Consider the following 21,097-nt stretch of genomic DNA (forward strand, 5'->3'; position numbering starts at 1 on the left):
AAAAACACAACCGATGAAGAATAATGATGTCAGCATTATTGGTGCAGGACTGATTGGTTCATTGCTTGGGATTTACCTTTCTAAGAAAGGCCTGAATGTTTCCATCTATGAAAAGCGTCCCGATCTCAGGGAACAACAATATGCCCCTGCGGGCCGATCGATCAATATGGCCTTGAGTGACCGCGGATGGAAAGCCTTGGACAAAATCGGCCTAAGAGAATTGGTAGAGCCCTATGTGATTCCCATGTACGGTAGGAGGATCCATGATGAGCATGGAGCCACCACTTTTTTGTCTTATGGCAAAGAAAACCAGGCAATCTATTCCATCTCCAGAGGGAAATTTAACCATGTGTTGGTGGATGAAGCAGAAAAACACGGTACAAAAATGTGCTTCAGCCATATATGCGAGGAGATCAGTATTGCGGATACCACCTTAAAAGTGGTATTGCCGGATGGCACCAAAGAAGACCGGGAGACCGATGTGGTCATTGGGGCTGATGGAGCTTACTCCTCTTTGAGGGATGCCATGCAGCGCCAGACAAGACTGAACTATAAGCAAGAATACATTTCGCATGGCTATAAGGAGCTGACGATTCCAGCGACCAAGGAGGGGGAATTTGTAATGGATCCCAATGCCTTGCATATTTGGCCCCGGGGAGAATTCATGCTGATTGCCTTGCCCAACCCGGACCATTCATTTACCTGTACTCTCTTTTTGCCTTTTGAAGGAGAGAAGGTGTGCTTTGACAAAATCAATGATGAAGCCGATTTGGAGAGTGTGTTCAGGACTTATTTTGATGATGCCTTTTCCTTGATGCCGGATTTGGCCAAGGAGTATTTTGATAATCCCACCTCTTCACTGATCAATGTGGAGTGTTATCCATGGTTGGCGAATAAGTCCATGCTGATCGGTGATGCCTGTCACGCCATGGTTCCATTCTTCGGTCAAGGGATGAATTGTGGTTTTGAGGATTGCTTTATCTTGGATGGATTGATAGAAAAATACGGGACTACTTCTTGGGAATTGGTGTTTGAGAAATTCCAAAAAGTAAGAAAATCTGACACTGATGCCATAAGTGAAATGGCCAGAAACAACTTTACTGAAATGCGGGACAGTGTGGCCAATCCACGGTTCATCATTCGTAAAAAAATAGAAGCACGGCTTCATGAGCTTTACCCTACTGAGTGGATTCCGCTTTATACCATGGTTACTTTCTCAGATATGAAGTACGAAGATGCCTATGCGCAAGGAAGACTTCAGGATGAAGTGATGGATAAGGTGATGGAAGATCCCATGATATTGCAAAACTGGCAGCAAGTCGACTATGCAGCCATTATTTCCCAGATAGAAACCGCTAGAATGGTATAAGGTTAGCAGCCTGAAGTGAAAGGATTAACACCTCAGTCCTGTTGTGAGGGGCATATTGTGGTCATGGATCTCCGAGTCGTAGTCGAAGGCAGTCCATGGCCACTATTTTTTTTGGATCAATAAACCCGGAATATGCATTAGCCTATCTATTGCGGTATGAACCTACTTCAAAATCAGTCGCTTCGCTGCTGTTTTCGATTTCACCATAGCGGTGCTATGCCTCAATCTCCAAACAGCCTGATTTTCTTGCAGTTTCAAACCTCATTACGATTCCTAATGCATAAACCGGGTTAAAAGCTTCTGGGGAAGATAATTTTCACTAGGTTTTTAATCCGGTTTAGGAATCGTTATCGTCTGTCCACCAGTGGAGGAAGTCCCTCCGCTAGGCCACGGCGAACAGGTGGCCTTCCGCTTGCCCTCTTGTCTCATTTCATCACTTCCCTTACCGGTACCGGTTTTTTTTGAGAATCTGCGCGTCCATGGAGATGTTGCCAGGGCCAGTTAAAAACAGGGTGATGAAGGTGGTCAGGTAGAGGAGCCCTACTTCTTTGTCACCGATGGGGTCCCCACCATGGACAATAAATACTGCTACGATCATGGTGATCATCAACGGGACCAATGCCAACCTAGTCATAAAGCCCAGCGCCAACAGAATGGCGCAGAAGAATTCCGCAAAAATGGTCAATTGTAAAGATACTGCCGGACCGACCCCGATCGGGTCTGCAAATTTTGTAAGGTATTCGCTGAACTTGGTGATTTTGTCCCATCCGTGAGTCATCATTAGAGCAGCTGCTCCTAATCTCAGTAATAGCAAAGCCAGGCCGCGTGATATAGGACTATTGGAGAATAGTATCTTTTTCATGTTGTAATAGCTCGATTTTTAGCGTATTGTAATAAAACGTGGGTTTGATCTATCTATTGGATACGATGGAGATCAAAGTCAAGATAATGTCAGGGCTATTCCCAGAGCTTTTCAGGGTACTCCCCTTTTTTATGCAGCTTTTGTAAAGCAGCCACGACGACAGGTTTATCTTCTGGATACGTGACACCGAACCAAGTGGTTCCACCTTCCAGTATGGCGATATTGGCTTTTTTTTCTTCGATGAGGGTGTTCGCTACTGAGGGGATGTAAAATTCCGATTTGATATTGTCTTTATTCTCTGGCAAAAAAGCCTTCCATATTCTTTCCGCTTCCTCAAAAAAAGAAGGGTGAAATCCCCAGCAATTCATGCTGACAGGGGTGTCTGGAGGGATGACGAGAGGGTCGTCGTCTTCTCGGCTGATGATCTGGTCACCTTCTTGGGCGATGGCTGTTCGCTCGGTCATGCCGATAAGCTGAAAATGCTCGTTGGTCTCACAAACCCCACGACTGACAGTGCCGTTTTCAGAAAGAACGTTTTTTAGCGCATAGCCTACCATGCAGTGAAGGTTTTCTTTTACTTCGTCCTTTAGGAATTTTCCGAGGGCTTGAAAAGCCTCTTTTCCATAAAAGTCGTCCGCATTAATGACAGCAAAGGGAGCTTGGATAGCATCTTTGGCACAAAGTACGGCATGGCCAGTACCGAAGGGTTTTTTTCTTTCAGGGTTTTGGTATTCGGAAGGCACTAGGCTCTCGAGTGTTTGGACCACAAAGTCCACCTCGATTTTTCCTTGAAGCTTGGGTAAAAATAGCTCTTTGGCTGTTTCGAGAATCTCCTTTCGCACGATAAAGACCACCTTTCCAAATCCTGCCCTAATGGCATCAAAGATGGAATATTCGATGATTGTCTCCCCATTGGGGCCAAACCCATCTATTTGTTTGTTGCCGCCGTATCGACTGCCTATCCCTGCAGCCAAGATTAAAAGTGTAGGTTTATTCATGAAATTGAATGTTGAATTTGGTATTTCCGGTTTGTTTTGGTGCCTAAAATTAAGACAATCTTTATTAACAGCCCATAAACCATGCTAAAATTTGAAAATGTGTACAATATGGGTTGTATCAGGCTACAATTGATATAATAATTGGTTTTTACCCGTGTTTTGGTTTGTTGTGCATCCTAAAAACGTAAAAAATGCAAAAAATAATAAATTTGATGTGTTTGTTGTAGTCTAGTTTATTAGTTTTGCAGTCAAATCCGATAAAATCGGTTTTTGTCACAACCAATCAGTTTGTCAATTAATCATAATGAAAAAAGTAGAAGCTATTATTAGAACATCTCGATTCGAGGTGATTCAGCAGTGTATTGCTGCGCTCGGAGTGAAGTTCCTCACTTTTTATGAAGTAAAAGGAATGGGACTTGAACACGCAAAAATCGAAAAGTACAGAGGCGTTGCTTATGAGCCCACATTTATTCCTCGGACCAAATTAGAAATCGTGGTTACCGAAGAGTTGGTAGACCCTGTGGTCAACTGCATCCTCAAAGAAGGCCGAACTGGTCAGATAGGAGACGGGAAGATTTTTGTGACCGATGTGTTGGAAGCCTACAGAGTGAGGAACAATGACAAAGGAGCAGATGCGCTGTAGCGCATTGATCTTTACCGATTCCATATTATCCTAACAAACTAGAAATATCCATATAAATTACCCATTCAGATGAATCAAGAATTATTTACCATCAACAATGTGTGGATGATGGTAGCCACTATCCTGGTATTTATCATGCACTTGGGCTTCGCCTCTTTGGAAGCCGGTCTTACCAGGGCCAAAAATACCGTCAACATTCTCTTTAAAAACACTATTATCCCAGCCATGGGGCTATTGACTTATGCCTTTGTGGGATTTAATCTAATGTATCCAGGTGAAGCCTTTACGGGAGGCTTTTTCGGCTTGAGCGGTCTTGGCTTGAGCTTGCCTGAAGGCTGGGACACGTCTAATTATAATCAAGGATATACCTTCTTTACGGATTTTATCTTCCAAGCGATGTTTGCAGCTACTGCGGCCACGATCGTTTCTGGTGCCGTAGCGGAGCGTATCAAACTAGGGCCATTTATCATTTTCTCCACGCTTTATGTGGCGATCTGCTATCCCATCGTAGGTATGTGGAAGTGGGGTGGAGGCTTTTTGGACAGCTTGGATACTCCATTCTATGATTTTGCAGGCTCTACCATCGTTCACTCTGTCGGTGGATGGGGAGCATTGGTAGGCGCCTACTTGCTAGGCCCAAGGATCGGTAAATATACCGATAAAGGCATGAAAGCTATTCCTGGACACAACATCCCGATGGCAGTAATCGGTGTATTCCTGCTTTGGTTTGGATGGTTCGGCTTTAACGGTGGTTCAGTATTGACCGCTGATCCAGGGACGGTGTCCAAAGTGTTTGTGACCACTTCCATAGCTGGAGCTGCAGGTGCTTTTGGGGCTTTACTGTTCTCTTATATAAAATTCAAGTCCTACGATATCACCATGGTGCTGAACGGTATCTTGGCTGGGTTGGTGGGCATTACTGCAGGAGCTGATCTGATGGGTGTAGGAGAGTCTGCCATCATCGGTTTTGTCGGCGGTGGATTGGTAGTATTTGCCGTGGTGTTCTTTGATAAAGTGAAAATCGATGATCCTGTCGGTGCGATTTCCGTCCACTTGGTAGGTGGTATTTGGGGAACACTGGCAGTAGGACTCTTTGGTGATCTTGCCGGGTTCTCTCAGGTAATGTCCCAGTTGATCGGAATCGGTGCAGTTGGGGCTTTCTGTGTGATTTTCAGCTTTGTAGTGTTCTATTCGATGAAGAGGACAGTTGGTATACGGGTGCATGAGCAAGAGGAAGTGGAAGGACTGGATATCAATGAGCATAGCATGAGGGCTTATCCTGATTTTGCGACAAAAGAATAGCGGGTCCAACAGATGATTAATTAGGAGGAGCAGTCAAGTGCTCAATCCCTTAAAGGAGATTTCCCTTTACTTTACAGATAAAAGTAGTGATTAATAAAAAAGCCATCCGCCTGGAGCGGATGGCTTTTTGCATATTAAGAACACTTACTCTTTAACCATATTTAAAAATAAGGGTAACACACACACCTGTCCCTTTGCTGACCACATTGCCCCATGATAGCCTGTGGTCTAATGGGGTTAAAGAGTATAGAAATCGCTAGCGATATAAAAAATATGAACTGAGATTATAAAGCTAGGGCTTGCTTCTGTGAATTTCAAAAAATTACCTGCGCATAGATGCGCATAGCTACGCAATATCAAAAAATGATGATTTTTAACCCGGTTTATGCAGAATTTAGGGTGTAGATAGTCACCTTTACTTTCTAAATTATCCTCCTCCAATGACGGAGTAAAAAATAAAAAGCTATCCTGAATAAGGATAGCTTTTTATATAATTGAGTGTTTTAGCGGTAATTTATTTTTTCTTTTTGGCTTCTTTCATTGGGTTGGTGCCACTAGCGGCACCTCGTGGCCCACTATTACGCTTAAAGAGCTCAAAGCGAGAAGGGATGTTCTTTCTTGGGAAATAGTTGTTTTCCTCATCGATATCTGCTGTCTCGCGGTAAGGGTCAAGCACAATGGAAGCCACTTCTTTTTTGGTAGGGAAGACTTTGGTTACTTCTGCTTCATTTTTTCTCCAAATATAGGCAGGGATCCGTTGTACTTCCGAAGAACCGTCAGTGTAATTGAACTGGACGATGATAGGCATGACCAGACCTCCGATGTTTTTGAAGGTGAGTTCATAGTAATTCAGTCCACTGTTGAAGAGTTCTTTTTCTCTTTCGTTTAAGCTAGCGACAAAGTCCTTATGGGCTTTTTCGTCACTAGGGCTTACAGAAAACCTGTCATAGCTGCTATAGAAGTCACGGGTGGCAGGATCCTTTTCCAGTACCGTTTCCGTCACATCTTCTTTATTTCGGGTTTTGGTCAGGTAGCTTTCGTATTTGTCATACGCTTCCGCCTCCGCTTTTTCCTTTTCAGTAGGAGTTCTGTTGTCCAGTTGGTACCATTTTACGTCAGTTAGGGAGATATCGACCGCTTCTGTTCCAAAGAACCATCCTCGCCAGAACCAATCCAGGTCCACGCCTGAGGCATCTTCCATGGTACGGAAGAAGTCTGCGGGAGTGGGGTGCTTAAATTTCCACCGCTGGGCATATTGCTTGAAAGCGAAGTCAAACAAGTCCCTGCCCATTACCGTTTCACGCAGGATATTAAGTGCTGTAGCCGGTTTGGCATAGGCATTTGCGCCAAATTGGATAATATTTTCGGAGTTGGTCATGATCGGCTCGAGGTATTGCTTTTCGCCCTTCATGTAATCCACGATTTTGTGGGCGGGTCCTCTTCTGGAAGGATAGTTTCTGTCCCATTCCTGCTCGGCGAGAAACTGCATGAAGGTGTTCAGCCCTTCGTCCATCCAGGTCCATTGACGCTCGTCAGAATTGACAATCATGGGGAAGAAATTATGCCCTACCTCATGGATGATGACGGAGATCATGCCGTTTTTGATCGCTTCCGAGTAGGTGCCGTCCTTATCAGGCCTGCCGTAGTTAAAGCAGATCATGGGGTATTCCATGCCATTGGAAGCTTCTACTGAAATGGCCGTAGGATAGGGGTAGTCGAAAGTCCTGGCAGAATAGGATTTCAAGGTATGGGCTACTGCTCTGGTCGAATATTGTTCATATAGAGGGTTGGCTTCTTTGGCGTAATACGACATGGCCATGACATTCTTATTGCCTACATCTACTGCCATTGCGTCCCAGATGAACTTTCTGGAAGATGTCCAAGCGAAGTCTCTTACGTTTTCTGCTTCAAACACCCACGTTTTTGTATCCGAAGCCTTTCCTTTTTCCAACTTTTCTGCTTCATCTTGCGTGCGGATGATGACAGGGTCGTCAAAAGTCTCCTTGGCTTTGTTCCAGCGATCCAACTCGGTATCGTTAAGGACTTCATCCGGATTTTGGAGCACACCGGTAGCTCCTACCATGTGATCTGCCGGTACGGTGATGCTTACGTTGTAATTGCCGAAGGTAAGGGCAAATTCACCACTTCCGTAAAACTGTTTGTTTTGCCATCCTTGGAAGTCGGAGTATACGGCCATCCTTGGGAACCACTCCGCCAAGGTGTACAGGTAGTTGCCGTCTTCCTCGAAATATTCGTATCCAGGTCGACCACCTATAAAACTGGTCCTGTCATGGATGTTAAAACTCCAGTCGATGGTAAATTCCACTTGTTCTCCTGCTTTCAGCGGTTCTGGTAGGTCCACCCGCATCATGGTTTTATTGATGGCGACAGGGATATCATTACCCTGAGTGTCTTTTACGCTGTGGATTTTGTAACCAAGGTCTTGGTCATGCCATAAGATCGATTCCAGTTGTCGCAAGGACATTTTATCATAAATCTTGCTAGTGCGGGCTTTTTGGCTGTCGCTATCTTTGGCGCGTTGGTTTTGGTCCAGCTGAATCCACAGGTAACTGAGGATGTCAGGGGAGTTGTTTATATAGGTGACTGTTTCGGTGCCTTTGATGGCTTGGTTTTCGTCGTCCAGTTCCACATGGATGTCATAGTTGGCTTGCTGCTGCCAGTACAAATGCCCAGGAGCTCCAGAGGCGGTTCTGTAGACATTTGGTGAACGTAGCATGGGGCCTAGCTGTTCGAATCTCTCGGCGTGGTTTTGCTCGCTGTGTTGCGCTACTGCCTGGGAAGAGAATGCCAGGGTGGCGGCGATAAAGTACATTAATCTTTTCATATCTCTCTTAAAGTTGGGTTTTGTGTAGTGGTTTTTGTTTATTTTCAGTTTGGTTCTCTTACCTAGTGATCTTTTGTTACTAATATACAGCATCCAATATCATCATAATGGACATGCCCAATACAATGGATGAAATGACCAAAGCCCACTCTTTTCTATTGGTGCCAAATATACCAATGGCAATGGAAGAGATCACAATAAAGATGGCCACAATGATAAGCTGTCCAGCTTCCAGTCCTAGGTTAAAAGCCAATAATGGTTCCCAAATAGAGTTCTCCCTACCTAGAAGAGAACGAAGATAATTGGAAAATCCGAGTCCATGGATCAGTCCGAAGAACAGGGCAAAGGCATAATTGGCCTGAATGCCACTTCCACTTGAGGGACGTGGCTTAAGTATATTGAAGAATGCTGTTACGGCGATAGTAACTGGAATCAAGAACTCGATCAAATTGGAGTCGACGCTAAAGATCCGGAGCGTGGCCAAGGCCAAGGTAATGGAGTGGCCGATGGTAAATGCTGTCACTAGTATCAGGATTTTTTTCCAATCCCGCAGCAAGTAGATAGCACATAGGGCGATGACAAATAAAATATGGTCAAAGCCATTAAGATCAAGGATGTGTTCAATACCGAGTTTGAAATACGCTTGAAACTGATTCATGTAGTAATTTGTTTGGCCTTCTGCATGTATTTCCATTCCTAATGATCCGATCATGCCAGTGGCCGTCATATCATAAGTAATTGCGAGAAGGTCTTGGGCTTAGTTTTTTTATTCAGGTTTGGAAAAACTGGTTGTAATAATAATGCTAAATTTGCATAAAAAATAACAAACCCTGCGTAAATGTTATATAATTATATAGTCTCCATGATCATAGGATGGGTGGTCTACTTTCATCCTTTTTACATCAGTGTTACCGATATCAGTTATAATGAAACCTCCCAAAGCTTGGAGATAGCCCAGAAAATCTTTTGGGATGACTTAGAAGTTGCGCTTGGCAATGTCACCGGTGAGCGGGTGGACTTTATGAATCCCGCTGATCCTGAGGGGATGTCCAAAAGGATCAAGAAATATTTGCTGGAGCATAATCATATTACCGTTAATGGCAAGGAAGCAAGTCTGGTATACCTCGGCTTTGAGGTGGAAGAGGATGCGGCCTGGTTTTACCTAGAGGCAACAGCAATCACCAAGCCCGGGGAGGTCGTAGTTACCAATGAGATTTTGATCAGTGATTATCCAGACCAGCGTAACATGGTCAATTTTTACGTGGACGATACACCCAAGACCTTGATCCTGCATAAGGATAATGAAGTAGGTGAGCTGAGTTTTTAACCCGGATTATGCGTTAGGAATCGTAGTGAGAGCTGAAATTGCAAGAAAATCAGTTAGTTTGGAGGCATTAGCGTAGCACCGCTACGGTTATGCCGAAAACTAAAGTGAAACGGCTGATTTTGAAGCAGTTTCAGGTCGCAACAGATAGGCTAATGCATATTCCGGGTTTAATGCGGATTCTAAGAAGTTGAGAAAATAACGTAAAGTAGCTAACTTATTGGAGAATCACATTAGACACTTAGGGCACAATAGGGAAAATGCGGTAATTAATTTACCCGAGGCAATTCCTTGGGGATGTCTCCAAAAAAACATTTCCCTTAAGCAGCCTGAAAGGTTAGTTAAACACTCCCATCCAGCCATACCAAGTTCCACGATATAGAAGCCTTCCGCAGTTAGATGGAAATATGCATTGGCATGGCTACCTCGGGATCGGTCAGCTCCGCATTACCCATTTCATTAGGGCCTTGATAATACCGGCAGTTTTAAGTCCGTATGGCGGATACAGTAATTTGGGCAAGGTTTTGCCAGTTCGCTGGATCAGAATGGATTTTTCGTTGCTAAAACCCAGAAATCCAGCATGGCCATGTGATCTGCCCATGCCGCTCGCACCAATGCCTCCAAAAGGCAGCTCGTTATGCATGAACTGGATGGCGCAATCATTCACCACTAGTGCTCCGCTGCTGGTATGTTTTCGTGTCAACTCGGTGACGTTGTCATCTGTAGAGAATAAATAAACTGCCAATGGCTTTGGTTTGAGCTGTATCAGGTGCAATACGTCATCCAGCTGATGGTAAGTGATGATGGGCAGAATAGGCCCGAAAATTTCTTCTTTCATCAAAAGCATATCTTCCGATACATGGCTGACTACAGTGGGCTCCATAAAACAGTTGTCCAAGGAACATTCACCCCCAAATTCTACATGGCCCCCTTTTTCCTTTGCGTCATCTAGCAGACTTTGAAGGCGGACAGTGTGCTGGGAATTAATGATCCTTCCATAGTCTTTATGCTTTGCAAAGCCCTTCGCATTTGAGTTGTACATGTGGTTGACCTGATGGTTAAGTTCAGCAATGAACTCCTCCTTTTGTGATTCATGGACAAAGAGATAGTCCGGTGCGATGCAGCTTTGGCCGCTGTTGATAAAACGTGCCAGGGCGATTTTTTTTGCAGCATCCTTTAGGTCAAATGCCTGATCGATAATGACAGGTGACTTGCCGCCTAATTCTAAAGTGACGCTTGCCAGGTGCTTGGAGGCTGCTTTCATGACGATTTTTCCGACCTGTGTACTACCTGTAAAAAATACATGGTCAAATGGCTGTTCAAGGAGCTCTTGGGTAATGCTTATCCCTCCTTCGTATATCGCTACGTCTTCGGGAACAAACAGTTCCGTTACCATTCTTCTGAGCAAGGCGGAGGTGTGCGGGCTGTGCTCAGAAGGTTTGAGGGTCACGCTGCATCCCGCTGCGATGGCTGAGACCAGTGGGGCCACACTAAGGTTAAAGGGGTAGTTCCAAGGCGAGATGATCAAGGCGGCTCCTTTTGGCTCTGCTTGAATATAGGCTTGTGTCCCAAGCATATGAAAAGGAGACTTTACCTTTTGTGGTGCCGTCCATTTCTTGAGGTTTTTGATGGCCAAATTGATTTCCATGATCACAAAACTGGTCTCCACGACGACTACTTCAGCAGCCGGTTTATGGAGATCAGCATATAGGGCTTTGTCGATTTCCTTCTGGTTCGTTCGGATCCATTCTTTTAGCTGTTCGAGTTTTTTTGTCCGATTGGACAGGGTTGACTGCTGGTTCTTTTTGGCTTTAACCTTTTGAGCATGAATGATTTCTTTGGTCATGGATGTATAGGATATAGAATGTTTACTGCTGCTTTTTGGCACTTGTACAAGATAAAAAATAAACTTTAAACAGATAATAAAGCGGCCATTCGTTGTAGAATATTCCTATTAATTATGACTTGAGTTTACTTTTTGTGTGCACAAAAAAGGTGTTTGGAATAATGAAAATGAAGCTGTGTAAAAAATAAACTTCATTTATTTTGGTATTAAATACATATTAGTGTAGTTTTATAACTATAAAATGTATTTAAAATACATATTTATCGAATTGAATAAATGTGTAACGTAAATATTCTAAACCTTTACCAAGTGATACTTGGACAGGTAAGGCATTTTATAAAAAGGAACTACTAACTCTACTCTCTATGAAAGCATTTTTATTAAGCTTTTTGTTGCTTGCATGCTGTTATTTTTCTGCAGTAATGGCAAGCCCAAATGGTGTCAGGGGCCCAGGGCAGATCAGCGGGGCAAAACTCGACCGTATTCCGCAGGAAGAAATACACATCACGTTGGAAAAAACGGGCAAGTATGAAGACACCAATGAAGATGGTGAATTCAGTGCTGGTGATCAAGTGTCCTATACTTTTTTAGTGACCAATACCTGCACAGGGACGATTACTGACATTGTCATAAAGGACCCCCTCGTACATGTCGAGGGTGGTCCAGTCTCCTTGGCTCCAGGCCAATCGGACAGTACCAGCTTTTCGGCTGTTTACATATTGACCCAAGAGGATGTTGATGCAGGTATTTTGCGGAATACCGCTACGGTATGTGGGAGGTTGATTTCAGGGGAACAGGTGGAAGCAGAGGATGAGGATATCCAAGAGATCTACGTAAAAGGCTCCATCAAGCTGACCAAGACCGGCACCTACGCGGATACCAATGAGGATGGGCAACCAAATGTTGGTGATCATGTACACTATACTTTTGTGGTAAAGAACAGTTGTCATGCGACCCTTTATGATGTGATGGTGCTGGATACACTAGTGACAGTAAGTGGTGGGCCGATTACCCTAGCTCCCGGAGAGAAAGACAAGACCACTTTTACTGGCAGCTATGCGTTGACCCAAAAAGACATTGATGCTGGTGAGTTGGTAAATATTGCCACGGCCAAAGGAACCAATGCCCATGGTGAAACCATCAAGGATACAGATGAAGATAGGCAAGTTTTTGAAGTGGAAGGGGCGATTCGACTTCAAAAGACCGGAGCGTATGAGGACAGTGATGGCAGTGGTTACGTTAACCCCGGCGATCAGATCCGTTATACCTTTACCGTAAAAAACAGCTGTCACGTTACACTGACCAATGTCCATGTGCAGGATATACTGGTGGAGGTGGACGGAGGGCCCATCACATTGGCGCCTAGCGAGAAGGACAAAACCACTTTTAAGGCCGTTTATACCATCACGCAAGAGGATATCGATAGGGGGAAGGTGATCAATAAGGCGACAGCAATAGGCCATAATCCCAAAGGGGATGAGATAAAGCACTGTGATAGCGATACGGTGATGCTTCAAGGGCCTTCGGAAACCCTGTTGTTTCGGCTTACAAAATCAGTGGACGTGAACCAAGCTGTCTTGGGGCAACAGATTTCCTATACCATCACCATTTCCAACGAAGGCCCACAGGTGATAAAGAATGTGCTGTTAACGGATCAGCTGCCGGAAGAACTGACGCTTATTTCCTCGTCTTGGGAAGAGCAGGCACCAAAAGAGTGGTTGATCGAAACTATAGGGCCAGGAGAAGTGCTAGTGCTTGAAATCACGGCCTTGGCCATCCAGGCTGGTGAAGCCATCAATGTGGTCAAAATGACGGTGGGTGATTATCAGCTGGAAGCACAAGCGGAAACGGTGGTCATTACGGATAGATGCGTAGACTTGGCCATTGCCAAATCTTCCAATGGGGCGAAGATTTATCAAGGCGACGAATTTGACTATGTCATTACGGTCAAAAATGTCGGTGAGGATATGGCAACGAACGTGGTGATAGAGGACCTGCTTCCAGACTTGGTGAGCTATGTCAGTAGCGAATATCAACTATCGGTAAGATCCATTGAGCCACAATTGGTACAGCAGGGAAATAGACTCCAATGGCACATAGCTGAGTTTCCGGCGGGAGAGCGTATGGAGCTCCTCCTTAGGGTCAAAGCGAACGGATTGGGCAGACTGCTGAATGAAGTGGAGGTGTCAAGTGACCTTGAAGATAGCAATCCAGCGGATAATACAGCCGAGGACATCAATGACATCGGTGAGCTTTTTGTTCCCAATGTGTTTACTCCAGGGACTCGGGACAACGTAAACGATTATTTTGTGATTCGCGGATTAAATCAGTTTGTGGATAACGAAATCGTCATTATGAACCGGCTGGGGGACCACGTTTTTGAGCAGAAAGACTACCAAAATGACTGGGATGCCAATGGATTAAATGGAGGAGCTTATTTCTATGTCTTGACTGCTGAGGATACAGCCGGAAGACTCCACACTTTTAAGGGATGGGTACAGGTAATCAAGGCCTCATCCACAGGTATAGAACAATAAACAACAAAGATGATGAAAAGGATTTTTAATTGGGCTTGCCTCCTGTTTGTTGTGGTGACGGTATGTTCCGCAAATGAAATTGTAGCGCAGCAGCTCCCGCAGTTTAGCCAGTATGTATTCAATGGATTATATATCAACCCCGCTTATGCAGGTTACAAAGGCTTGCCGTATATCCAGTCCTCTTACCGGAGCCAATGGTCTGGTTTCCCAGGAGCTCCAAAGACATTTGCGTTTTCTGCAGACCTTAGTGCCAATGAAGGAACAATGGGTTTTGGTGCGTCTATACTTTCTGATAAGCTAGGGCCCACTTCCACTTTTTCAGCCTTGCTGACCTATGCATATCGGCTGCAGGTGGGGTACGATTCATTTTTGAGTCTAGGGATAAGCGGAGGGCTTTCCGAGTATGGCATTGATGGCACCATGCTGAATCCCGATGAGTACAATGACCCGGATATTCCTGAGGGCAAAGTAAATACGTTCACCCCAAATATGAACACGGGGATTTTCTTTCATACGTCGAGGTTCTATGCAGGACTTAGTATGTTCAATATGATTGGTAAAAAAGCCCTTGAAAGAGAGGATATTTCCCTAGCTTACCATGATTTTCACTATTACTTTACGGCAGGAACGATGATTTATATTTCTGATGAGGTGCAGTTTAAGCCTTCCGTGCTGATCAAAGAGGCCAAAGGAAGCCCTACCAATTATGATATCAATGGCATGTTGCTGCTGATGGAACGGCTGTGGCTGGGGGCATCGTACCGATCAAACTTGGGAAATGGCAGTAAATATTTGCAAGAAAACCTCAATAACCGTAATTCAGTAGCTGCAATTGTAGAAATTTTTGCAACAAATCAACTTAGAATAGGGTATTCCTATGATCATAATGTGAATATTTTAAGTAACTTAAGGAATAATTCTCACGAAATCTCAATAGGCTATTATATCATGCCCAAGGATGTAAGAGTACATAATCCAAGATGGTTTTAGTTATGGATAAGATTTTTAAAGCAGCATTTGTGGTCATTTTTGTGATGCTGGTGTCTGAAAAAGGCTACGGTCAGCAAGCACTTTTACGTTATGCAGATAAGGAATATGAGCTCTTGCATTACCAAGAATCTGCGGAGGCCTATGAACGGGCCTTCAAAAAACGAGGGAAATACCCTGCTGCCAAAGGAGCGGCGCTCAGCCATGAAAAAATGAATGACTACTCTGCCGCCTACGAGTGGTGGCAAAAGGTCATCGGTTTCGAACAGTCCACAACGGACGATTATGTACACTTTGCCGCTACGGCCAATAACCAAGGGAAGTTAGAGGAGGTATTGGCAGCACTGGATACGCTGCCAGACCGTGAAGGTTTGGATGCCCTTAACCTTGACTCCCTGATGTATTGGTACAATGAATCACCAAAACAGGACCTACAGCCTATGGAGGCTCTGAACAGCAGTGCTGCAGACTTTGGGCTTGTGGAAGATGGCCGCGGCAATAAATACTTTACTTCGGATCGGGGCAATTCAGGAAATTCCAAAAAATCAGCCCTTAGATTTGATGTGTCCGGTAAGATGAATGAGGATTTTTATGAGTGGACGGGGAGGGACTTTCTTCATGTATATAAAGCAGATACCAGTGGCTCGATCAGTTCCTTGGATGTGCCTGTGCCAGACAGTTATCACTTTGCAGATCCCTTTTTCACTGAAGGGGGAGACGTGGTTTTTTACACCGTTACCCGTAAAGTAAAACGTCAAAATGGCAAGAAGATCAGGCCAGCCAAAAGGGTAAATCCCGAGATGGATTATGGTCAGGGGGCGCCTTCCTATATTGACTATCATGCTGAATTGTATTTTAGCCATTTGAATGACAAGGGTGAGTTTACCGATTATCAACCAGTGCCCTGGAATGATGCGATAGGGTATTCTGTGATCACCCCGTTTGTGGATGAAGAAGCAAGAATGCTTTACTTTGCCTCTGACATGCCGGGTGGCCATGGGGGATACGACATTTATGCGGTTAGTTTTGATGAGGACTTCAATTTTGGTACCGTGCAAAACTTAGGGGAAGTCATCAATAGTCCGGAGGATGAGCGGGACCCTTTTATGAAAGACGACACCTTTTATTTTTCATCCAATGGCCATTTTGGATTAGGGGGATTTGACCTGTTCAGTGCCAATCACAAAGATGAGAACTTTTCAGCATTAAAGAATTTAGGTCTTCCGTACAATTCTGTGCGGGATGATTTTGGTATTACCTTGGCCGAAGGTGGCCAGATGTACCTTTCCAGTGACCGCAGCGGTGGATCAGGACTTGACGACATCTATACCATTCAGGCAATGCTGATGCGCTTCTTAGGACGAGTAGTGAACTGTGAAGGAGCATTGGTGAGTGACGGGTTTATGGCGGAGATGATCAAGAAAGATGAGCAGCGTGCATTAACCCTCGATCAGGAAACGGCAGGCGAAATCCAACGAGACTTGGAGCCTGGGGAGGAGTATACATTAAAGATCAGCAAGCGAGGTTATTTCCCTGTTTATGATGGTCAGATCAAAGCGGAAGCTGAAGATGGACTGGTCGAGCGGGAGTATACGCTTGTTCCCATACCGTATCAAAGAACGGTCTTTGTAGATTTGGTGTATTATGACCTTGACAAGGCCGTCATTCGATCCGATGCCATGGCCGTCTTGGACAAAGTGGCTGAGCTGATGGCTTCCCAGTCGTATTTGGATTTGCAGGTACGTTCCCATACAGATGCCCGCGCATCCAATGAGTACAATGAGACGCTCAGTAACTCCCGGGCCGATGCTGTAGCCGCTTATTTGGAGGGCAAAGGTATTTCGTCAGAACGGGTTCATGAGGCCTGGTACGGAGAGGAAGAATTGATCAATGATTGTGGTGATGGCCAGCCCTGCCCAGAGTGGAAGCACCAGCTCAATCGCCGCAGTGAATTGGTGCTGATGGCATTTTCTGAGGAGGGTAAGGAATATGAGCTGCCTGCTGACCTGAAGGATCTTTGTGACGAACCTAATTTGGGTGTTACGATGGATGTGCCGACGATCTATTTTGATTTTGACCAATATACCCTTCGCCCCACGAGTGTTTCCCAGCTGGACAGGGTGGCCCTACTGATGAAAGAACGTCCTGAGGTGGAGCTGGCGTTGGCGGGGCATACCGATATCAGAGGTTCGGAAAGCTATAATGAAGTACTGTCCGAACACCGGGCAGAGGTAGTACGGGATTATTTGATAAAATTGGGAATCGATGCCGAGCGGATCTCCTACAAATGGTACGGCAAGACACAGCCTGTCCACGATTGTAGTGAGCAACCGTGTTCTGAGGCCGATCACCAGCTCAACCGCCGTACAGAAATCATGCTGATGCTGGATGGGCTAAATATCAATGAGGCACCTGCTCCCATGTCCGGCGGAGAAGAAGCGGCTGCCATGCCATTGGCCACAGAAGAGATTTACCTGATTTCTGGGGTGTTTAGTACTGTAGATAATGCATCGAAGCACCTGGATGGTCTTGGCCGGAAGGGTTTTGCCCAAGCAAAATACTTTTATAATCCCGATGATCAGCTCTTTTACTGCTATGTGACTACGTTTGACAGCTTTCACGCTGCCTCCAAGGGCTTGGAGCAGTATAAATCCGATGGACTGGAAAATGTCTGGGTGAAGAAGATGTAGCTTTTTGTTGAAATATAGGCAGGCAATAGAGCTAGAGCCTTCTTGTACCACAGGCTAAAAGCCTAGCTCTCCACTATCATCTAGCCAAAAACAATGGTTGAAGGAGTGTAGTTGACGGTGACAGTTTATAGTAGACCTTACAGGCTACGGCTTATGTTTTTCGGTTCTATATTATCCTCCGCCAAAGGCAGGTTAGGCCGCAGCATGCGCGGTTGCTGACTACAAAACCTTTCCTATATAAGCCACCCGCCATACTGGCACAGACAGGCACAAGGGGGTATTTGACCTCCAGATCAACTAATCATTTTCAATATACTTTAACCGTATAGAGGTTTTTGCACTGGTATTACAGAAAAAATCAGCATTTTGTCATTTTAGACGTATAGATGTCACAAAGTAGACGCGTTTGCGACACTATCGAAACCAAGGAAATGCCACTAGTTTTGGGAAAAACAAAATGTTATTAGGTTATGGAAGAAAACAGTATTTCATCAAAATTAAAAGGACTTAGGTCAAGTAAAGGGATTTCTCAGGAGTTGCTGGCAGAAGAGGCGGGAGTAAGCTTGAGAACAGTCCAGCGCATAGAGAGCGGTACTTCAAAGCCAAGTGGATCCACCTGTCAGCGTTTGGCAGAGGCCTTAGGAATAAGTCCCGATGTATTTATCGATCCCAATCTCATAGAAAACACGGATTTTCTAAAAAAGATGAGCTTGTCTGCACTGTCATTTATCCTTTTTCCATTACTGGGGATTTTAGTGCCATCTGTACTTTGGGTGCTTTACAAGGATAAAGTCAAAGGAATTGATGAGGTAGCACGTCCGCTCATTAATTTTCAAATTACCTGGACACTTTTGTGTGTGTTGTTTCCTTTTCTGATAATGCCCCTGTTGTATGTAATGCTTGAGATAGCTTTGGGCGTGTTTGGCGTGTACGTTGATTTTCCTGTTATCAGTAGGCTTTTTGAAGCTAAAGTGATATGGTTTTTAATGTATGTTTACAATGCTACGGTGATAGTCATCAATACATTTAGGATCCATGACAATAAGGCGACAAAGTATTTCCCCACTGTGAAATTTATAAGAGCCAAGTAATGACCCCTGCTGACTTATGAATGACGACTTTTAAGTCATACTCAGGTGAACAGGATCGGACAGGCAGCCTGGTGGCCAAACACCGAAAAATGCATTTGACCAAACAATTCTTTGATTTAGGTAGTTACACTTTAAAAGCGATTTTAACATGGATACCACAGGGAATGTTTCAGGCAAAAAGATCAACTGGCTACATCTATTGCTATTTGTGGCCGCGGTGGTTTTGATGGGCAGTATTGCAGGAGTTGCCAACGCGGGAAATATCACCACGTGGTACGCTGAGCTGGAGAAGCCCTCTTTCAATCCACCCAACAGCCTTTTTGGACCTGTGTGGACGGTGTTGTACGCATTGATGGGGCTAGGGCTGTACTTGATCTGGAATGCTCCGAAGTCTGAGAAGAGAAAGAGAGCCCTTCAGGTTTTTGTGGTGCAGTTTGTGTTAAATTTCTGCTGGAGCTTTATCTTCTTCTATTTTCATTTGATCGGGTGGGCCGCCGTTGAAATTGTCCTGCTGCTGGGCATGATCATTTGGATGATCGTGAGCTTCAAAGCTGTCAGCAAGTGGGCGGCGTATTTACAGTTTCCATACCTTCTTTGGGTAAGCTTTGCTACCTTGCTCAATATCAGCATTTGGTGGCTTAATTCTTGATCCTACAAGGGAGTTAATAAAACTTGCGAAGTTAAGAAGAGGGATAAATCAATAAACAGTTACCATGGGACATTACCAGTTGTTTTCCGAACAAAAAATCCCCGCCAGCGTGGAGGAGGTATGGGATTTTATTGCTTCACCCCAAAACCTGAAGGAAATCACTCCCGACCACATGGGATTTGACATTACCTCCAAGCATCTCCCCGAAAAGATGCATCCGGGGATGATCATCAGTTATAAGGTCAGCCCTATGCTGGGAATCAAAATGACCTGGGTGACGGAGATCACACAAGTGAAGGAAAGGGAATTTTTTGTGGATGAGCAGCGTATCGGGCCGTATGCGATGTGGCATCATCAGCACCATCTATTACCGATAGAAGGTGGGGTGATCATGAGAGACATCGTGACTTATCAGCCACCATTTGGCCCTTTGGGAGCTGTTGCCAATGCCGTTTTTATCCGGAAACAACTGGCTACCATTTTTGCCTACAGGTTTAAGGCCGTGGAGGAAAAATTCGGAAAGTTTGGATGAGCCTTATCCTATAATTTTACACCGCGAACCATTTCCTTTTTGCCCGGAGGGCCAGGAAGTGTATCTACTTGAAGACCCGCTGCTGCGAGGTCTCTTTTTACTTGGCCTTTGGCACAATAGGTGACAAATACCGCCCCTGGGTTCATGGCGTCCACTACTTTTTGCAGCAAGTCTTTGGACCACAGTTCGGGCTGCTTGCTTGGCGCAAAGGCATCAAAGAACACCACATCCGTAGGGTACAGCTGTACGTCTTCCAAGGTGGTTTTGTCCTTCTTCATATTGAAATATGGCGTGATGGCGCCGCCTTTATCCCAGTCTGCTTGATGAAGCTCATCAAAAGCCCCTTGGTAAAGACGAATATCTTGGTCGATATTCTTATAGTTGAGCTGGGTATAGACCTCTTCAGGAACAGGAAATGGCTCAATGGTGTGGTAAAGCAACGGAACCTTGTTCTGCTCCGCCCAGACGAGCGCCAGCCAAGCATTCAGCCCCGTCCCAAAGCCAACCTCAAAGACCCGAATGGGTTTTTGGTGAGGGTGGTGGGTAAACCAATAATCCAAGCCATAAAGAAAAAACACGTGAATGGATTCCCGATAAGCGCCATGAAAAGAGTGGTAGGTCTCATCAAGTTCGGGCACATAGAGTGAGTGGGAGCCGTCTTCCGTTTCGATCAGTTTGATGTCTCTGGCCATGTCAGTCATTTTTATAGATTAGTGCTGTGCAATACGCAGAAACCCCATCTTGTTTGCCTACGAAACCAAGTTTCTCTGTCGTGGTGGCCTTGATGGAGATATCATCCTCTACGATGGCCATGACTTCAGCGAGGCAGTTTTTCATCCTATCGATGTGAGGATTTACTTTTGGGAGTTGCAGGCAGATGGTGGTGTCCAAGTTGCCGATTTCGTATCCTTTTGCACGGATCATTTTCATTACTTTGGCCAGTAGGATTTTACTGTCAATGCCTTTGTATTCAGGATCCTGGTCCGAAAAGTGATAACCAATGTCCCTTAAATTGGCAGCGCCCAGTAACGCATCGCAGATGACATGAATCAACACATCTGCGTCAGAATGTCCTACAGCGCCTTTACTGTGTGGAAGTTTTATTCCACCTAACCAAAAATCACAGCCCTTCCGAAGCTGGTGTACATCATAACCAAATCCAATTCTAAATTTATTCATGGGGTGAAGATAATGGATTTTGCCCAAATTTTTGAAATAACGCGTGTGGGAAGTAGGGAAATTGCTTTTCAACTATTTGTGAAGTGATGTCAGCTTGGGTGAGAGGAATGCTTTTGGATACTTTCCCTATTGTACCCTCCTATGTGCCTAATGTGGTTGCCAAATAAGTTAGCTACTATACGTTACTTTTTCCGATGTCGTGGAGTCTGGGTTTAACTGGGATATTATACCGCTTACTTGATC

Annotated in this window: 17 protein-coding genes; 10 read left to right on the forward strand and 7 right to left on the reverse strand. The window is 44.8% G+C overall.

Annotated features, from left to right (window positions below; all coding sequences use genetic code 11):
- The first annotated feature begins 13 nt into the window (after window positions 1–13).
- Window positions 14–1,369 (forward strand): FAD-dependent oxidoreductase, encoded by a 1,356-nt coding sequence (locus DN752_RS13420; RefSeq protein WP_112784420.1) that lies wholly within the window; start codon window positions 14–16, stop codon window positions 1,367–1,369.
- 442 nt (window positions 1,370–1,811) lie between these two features.
- On the opposite strand, the gene DN752_RS13425 is transcribed toward DN752_RS13420, so the two are convergent.
- Complete coding sequence (locus DN752_RS13425) at window positions 1,812–2,231, reverse strand: DoxX family protein (protein WP_112784421.1); 420 nt, start codon at window positions 2,229–2,231, stop codon at window positions 1,812–1,814.
- Between the two features lie 95 nt (window positions 2,232–2,326).
- Window positions 2,327–3,229 carry a nucleotidyltransferase family protein gene (locus DN752_RS13430; protein WP_112784422.1) on the reverse strand — a complete coding sequence of 301 codons (903 nt, stop codon included), beginning with the start codon at window positions 3,227–3,229 and terminating at the stop codon, window positions 2,327–2,329.
- Window positions 3,230–3,533: 304 nt separating this feature from the next.
- On the opposite strand from DN752_RS13430, the gene DN752_RS13435 reads away from it, so the two are divergent.
- Window positions 3,534–3,872, forward strand: a complete 339-nt coding sequence (locus tag DN752_RS13435; protein ID WP_112784423.1) for a P-II family nitrogen regulator — start codon at window positions 3,534–3,536, stop codon at window positions 3,870–3,872.
- Window positions 3,873–3,941: 69 nt separating this feature from the next.
- Window positions 3,942–5,174 carry an ammonium transporter gene (locus DN752_RS13440; RefSeq protein WP_112784424.1) on the forward strand — a complete coding sequence of 411 codons (1,233 nt, stop codon included), beginning with the start codon at window positions 3,942–3,944 and terminating at the stop codon, window positions 5,172–5,174.
- Between the two features lie 514 nt (window positions 5,175–5,688).
- Here the strand turns inward: DN752_RS13440 and DN752_RS13445 are convergent.
- Entirely contained in the window at window positions 5,689–8,019 is a 2,331-nt protein-coding gene (locus DN752_RS13445; RefSeq protein WP_112786547.1) for a M1 family metallopeptidase, read from the reverse strand.
- 79 nt (window positions 8,020–8,098) lie between these two features.
- Window positions 8,099–8,677: a HupE/UreJ family protein gene (locus tag DN752_RS13450; RefSeq protein ID WP_112786548.1), complete on the reverse strand. Its 579-nt coding sequence runs from the start codon at window positions 8,675–8,677 to the stop codon at window positions 8,099–8,101.
- A 180-nt stretch (window positions 8,678–8,857) separates the two neighbouring features.
- On the opposite strand from DN752_RS13450, the gene DN752_RS13455 reads away from it, so the two are divergent.
- Window positions 8,858–9,346, forward strand: coding sequence for a DUF6702 family protein (locus tag DN752_RS13455; protein WP_112784425.1), 489 nt, complete (start codon window positions 8,858–8,860; stop codon window positions 9,344–9,346).
- A gap of 433 nt (window positions 9,347–9,779) precedes the next feature.
- On the opposite strand, the gene DN752_RS13460 is transcribed toward DN752_RS13455, so the two are convergent.
- Entirely contained in the window at window positions 9,780–11,189 is a 1,410-nt protein-coding gene (locus DN752_RS13460) for an aldehyde dehydrogenase family protein (RefSeq protein WP_112784426.1), read from the reverse strand.
- 365 nt (window positions 11,190–11,554) lie between these two features.
- Here DN752_RS13460 and DN752_RS13465 point away from each other — a divergent pair, with 365 nt between their 5' ends.
- The 6 genes from DN752_RS13465 to DN752_RS13490 all read left to right on the forward strand — a co-directional run bounded on the left by DN752_RS13465 (window position 11,555) and on the right by DN752_RS13490 (window position 19,675).
- Window positions 11,555–13,726: a DUF7507 domain-containing protein gene (locus DN752_RS13465; RefSeq protein ID WP_112784427.1), complete on the forward strand. Its 2,172-nt coding sequence runs from the start codon at window positions 11,555–11,557 to the stop codon at window positions 13,724–13,726.
- Between the two features lie 12 nt (window positions 13,727–13,738).
- Window positions 13,739–14,716, forward strand: a complete 978-nt coding sequence (locus DN752_RS13470; RefSeq protein ID WP_112784428.1) for a PorP/SprF family type IX secretion system membrane protein — start codon at window positions 13,739–13,741, stop codon at window positions 14,714–14,716.
- 2 nt (window positions 14,717–14,718) lie between these two features.
- Complete coding sequence (locus DN752_RS13475; RefSeq protein WP_162633216.1) at window positions 14,719–17,403, forward strand: OmpA family protein; 2,685 nt, start codon at window positions 14,719–14,721, stop codon at window positions 17,401–17,403.
- A gap of 470 nt (window positions 17,404–17,873) precedes the next feature.
- A complete protein-coding gene (locus tag DN752_RS13480) occupies window positions 17,874–18,494 on the forward strand; it encodes a helix-turn-helix domain-containing protein (RefSeq protein WP_112784430.1) in 621 nt (206 codons plus the stop codon).
- A gap of 148 nt (window positions 18,495–18,642) precedes the next feature.
- On the forward strand, window positions 18,643–19,143 hold the full coding sequence (locus tag DN752_RS13485; RefSeq protein ID WP_112784431.1) for a TspO/MBR family protein: 501 nt from the start codon (window positions 18,643–18,645) through the stop codon (window positions 19,141–19,143).
- Window positions 19,144–19,207: 64 nt separating this feature from the next.
- On the forward strand, window positions 19,208–19,675 hold the full coding sequence (locus DN752_RS13490) for an SRPBCC family protein (RefSeq protein WP_112784432.1): 468 nt from the start codon (window positions 19,208–19,210) through the stop codon (window positions 19,673–19,675).
- Between the two features lie 8 nt (window positions 19,676–19,683).
- Here the strand turns inward: DN752_RS13490 and mnmD are convergent, their stop codons facing one another.
- Entirely contained in the window at window positions 19,684–20,367 is a 684-nt protein-coding gene (gene mnmD, locus DN752_RS13495) for a tRNA (5-methylaminomethyl-2-thiouridine)(34)-methyltransferase MnmD (RefSeq protein ID WP_112786549.1), read from the reverse strand.
- 1 nt (window position 20,368) lies between these two features.
- On the reverse strand, window positions 20,369–20,854 hold the full coding sequence (gene ispF, locus DN752_RS13500; protein ID WP_112784433.1) for a 2-C-methyl-D-erythritol 2,4-cyclodiphosphate synthase: 486 nt from the start codon (window positions 20,852–20,854) through the stop codon (window positions 20,369–20,371).
- Between the last annotated feature and the right edge of the window lie 243 nt (window positions 20,855–21,097).

It is taken from the genome of Echinicola strongylocentroti (assembly GCF_003260975.1).
Lineage (GTDB): Bacteria > Bacteroidota > Bacteroidia > Cytophagales > Cyclobacteriaceae > Echinicola > Echinicola strongylocentroti.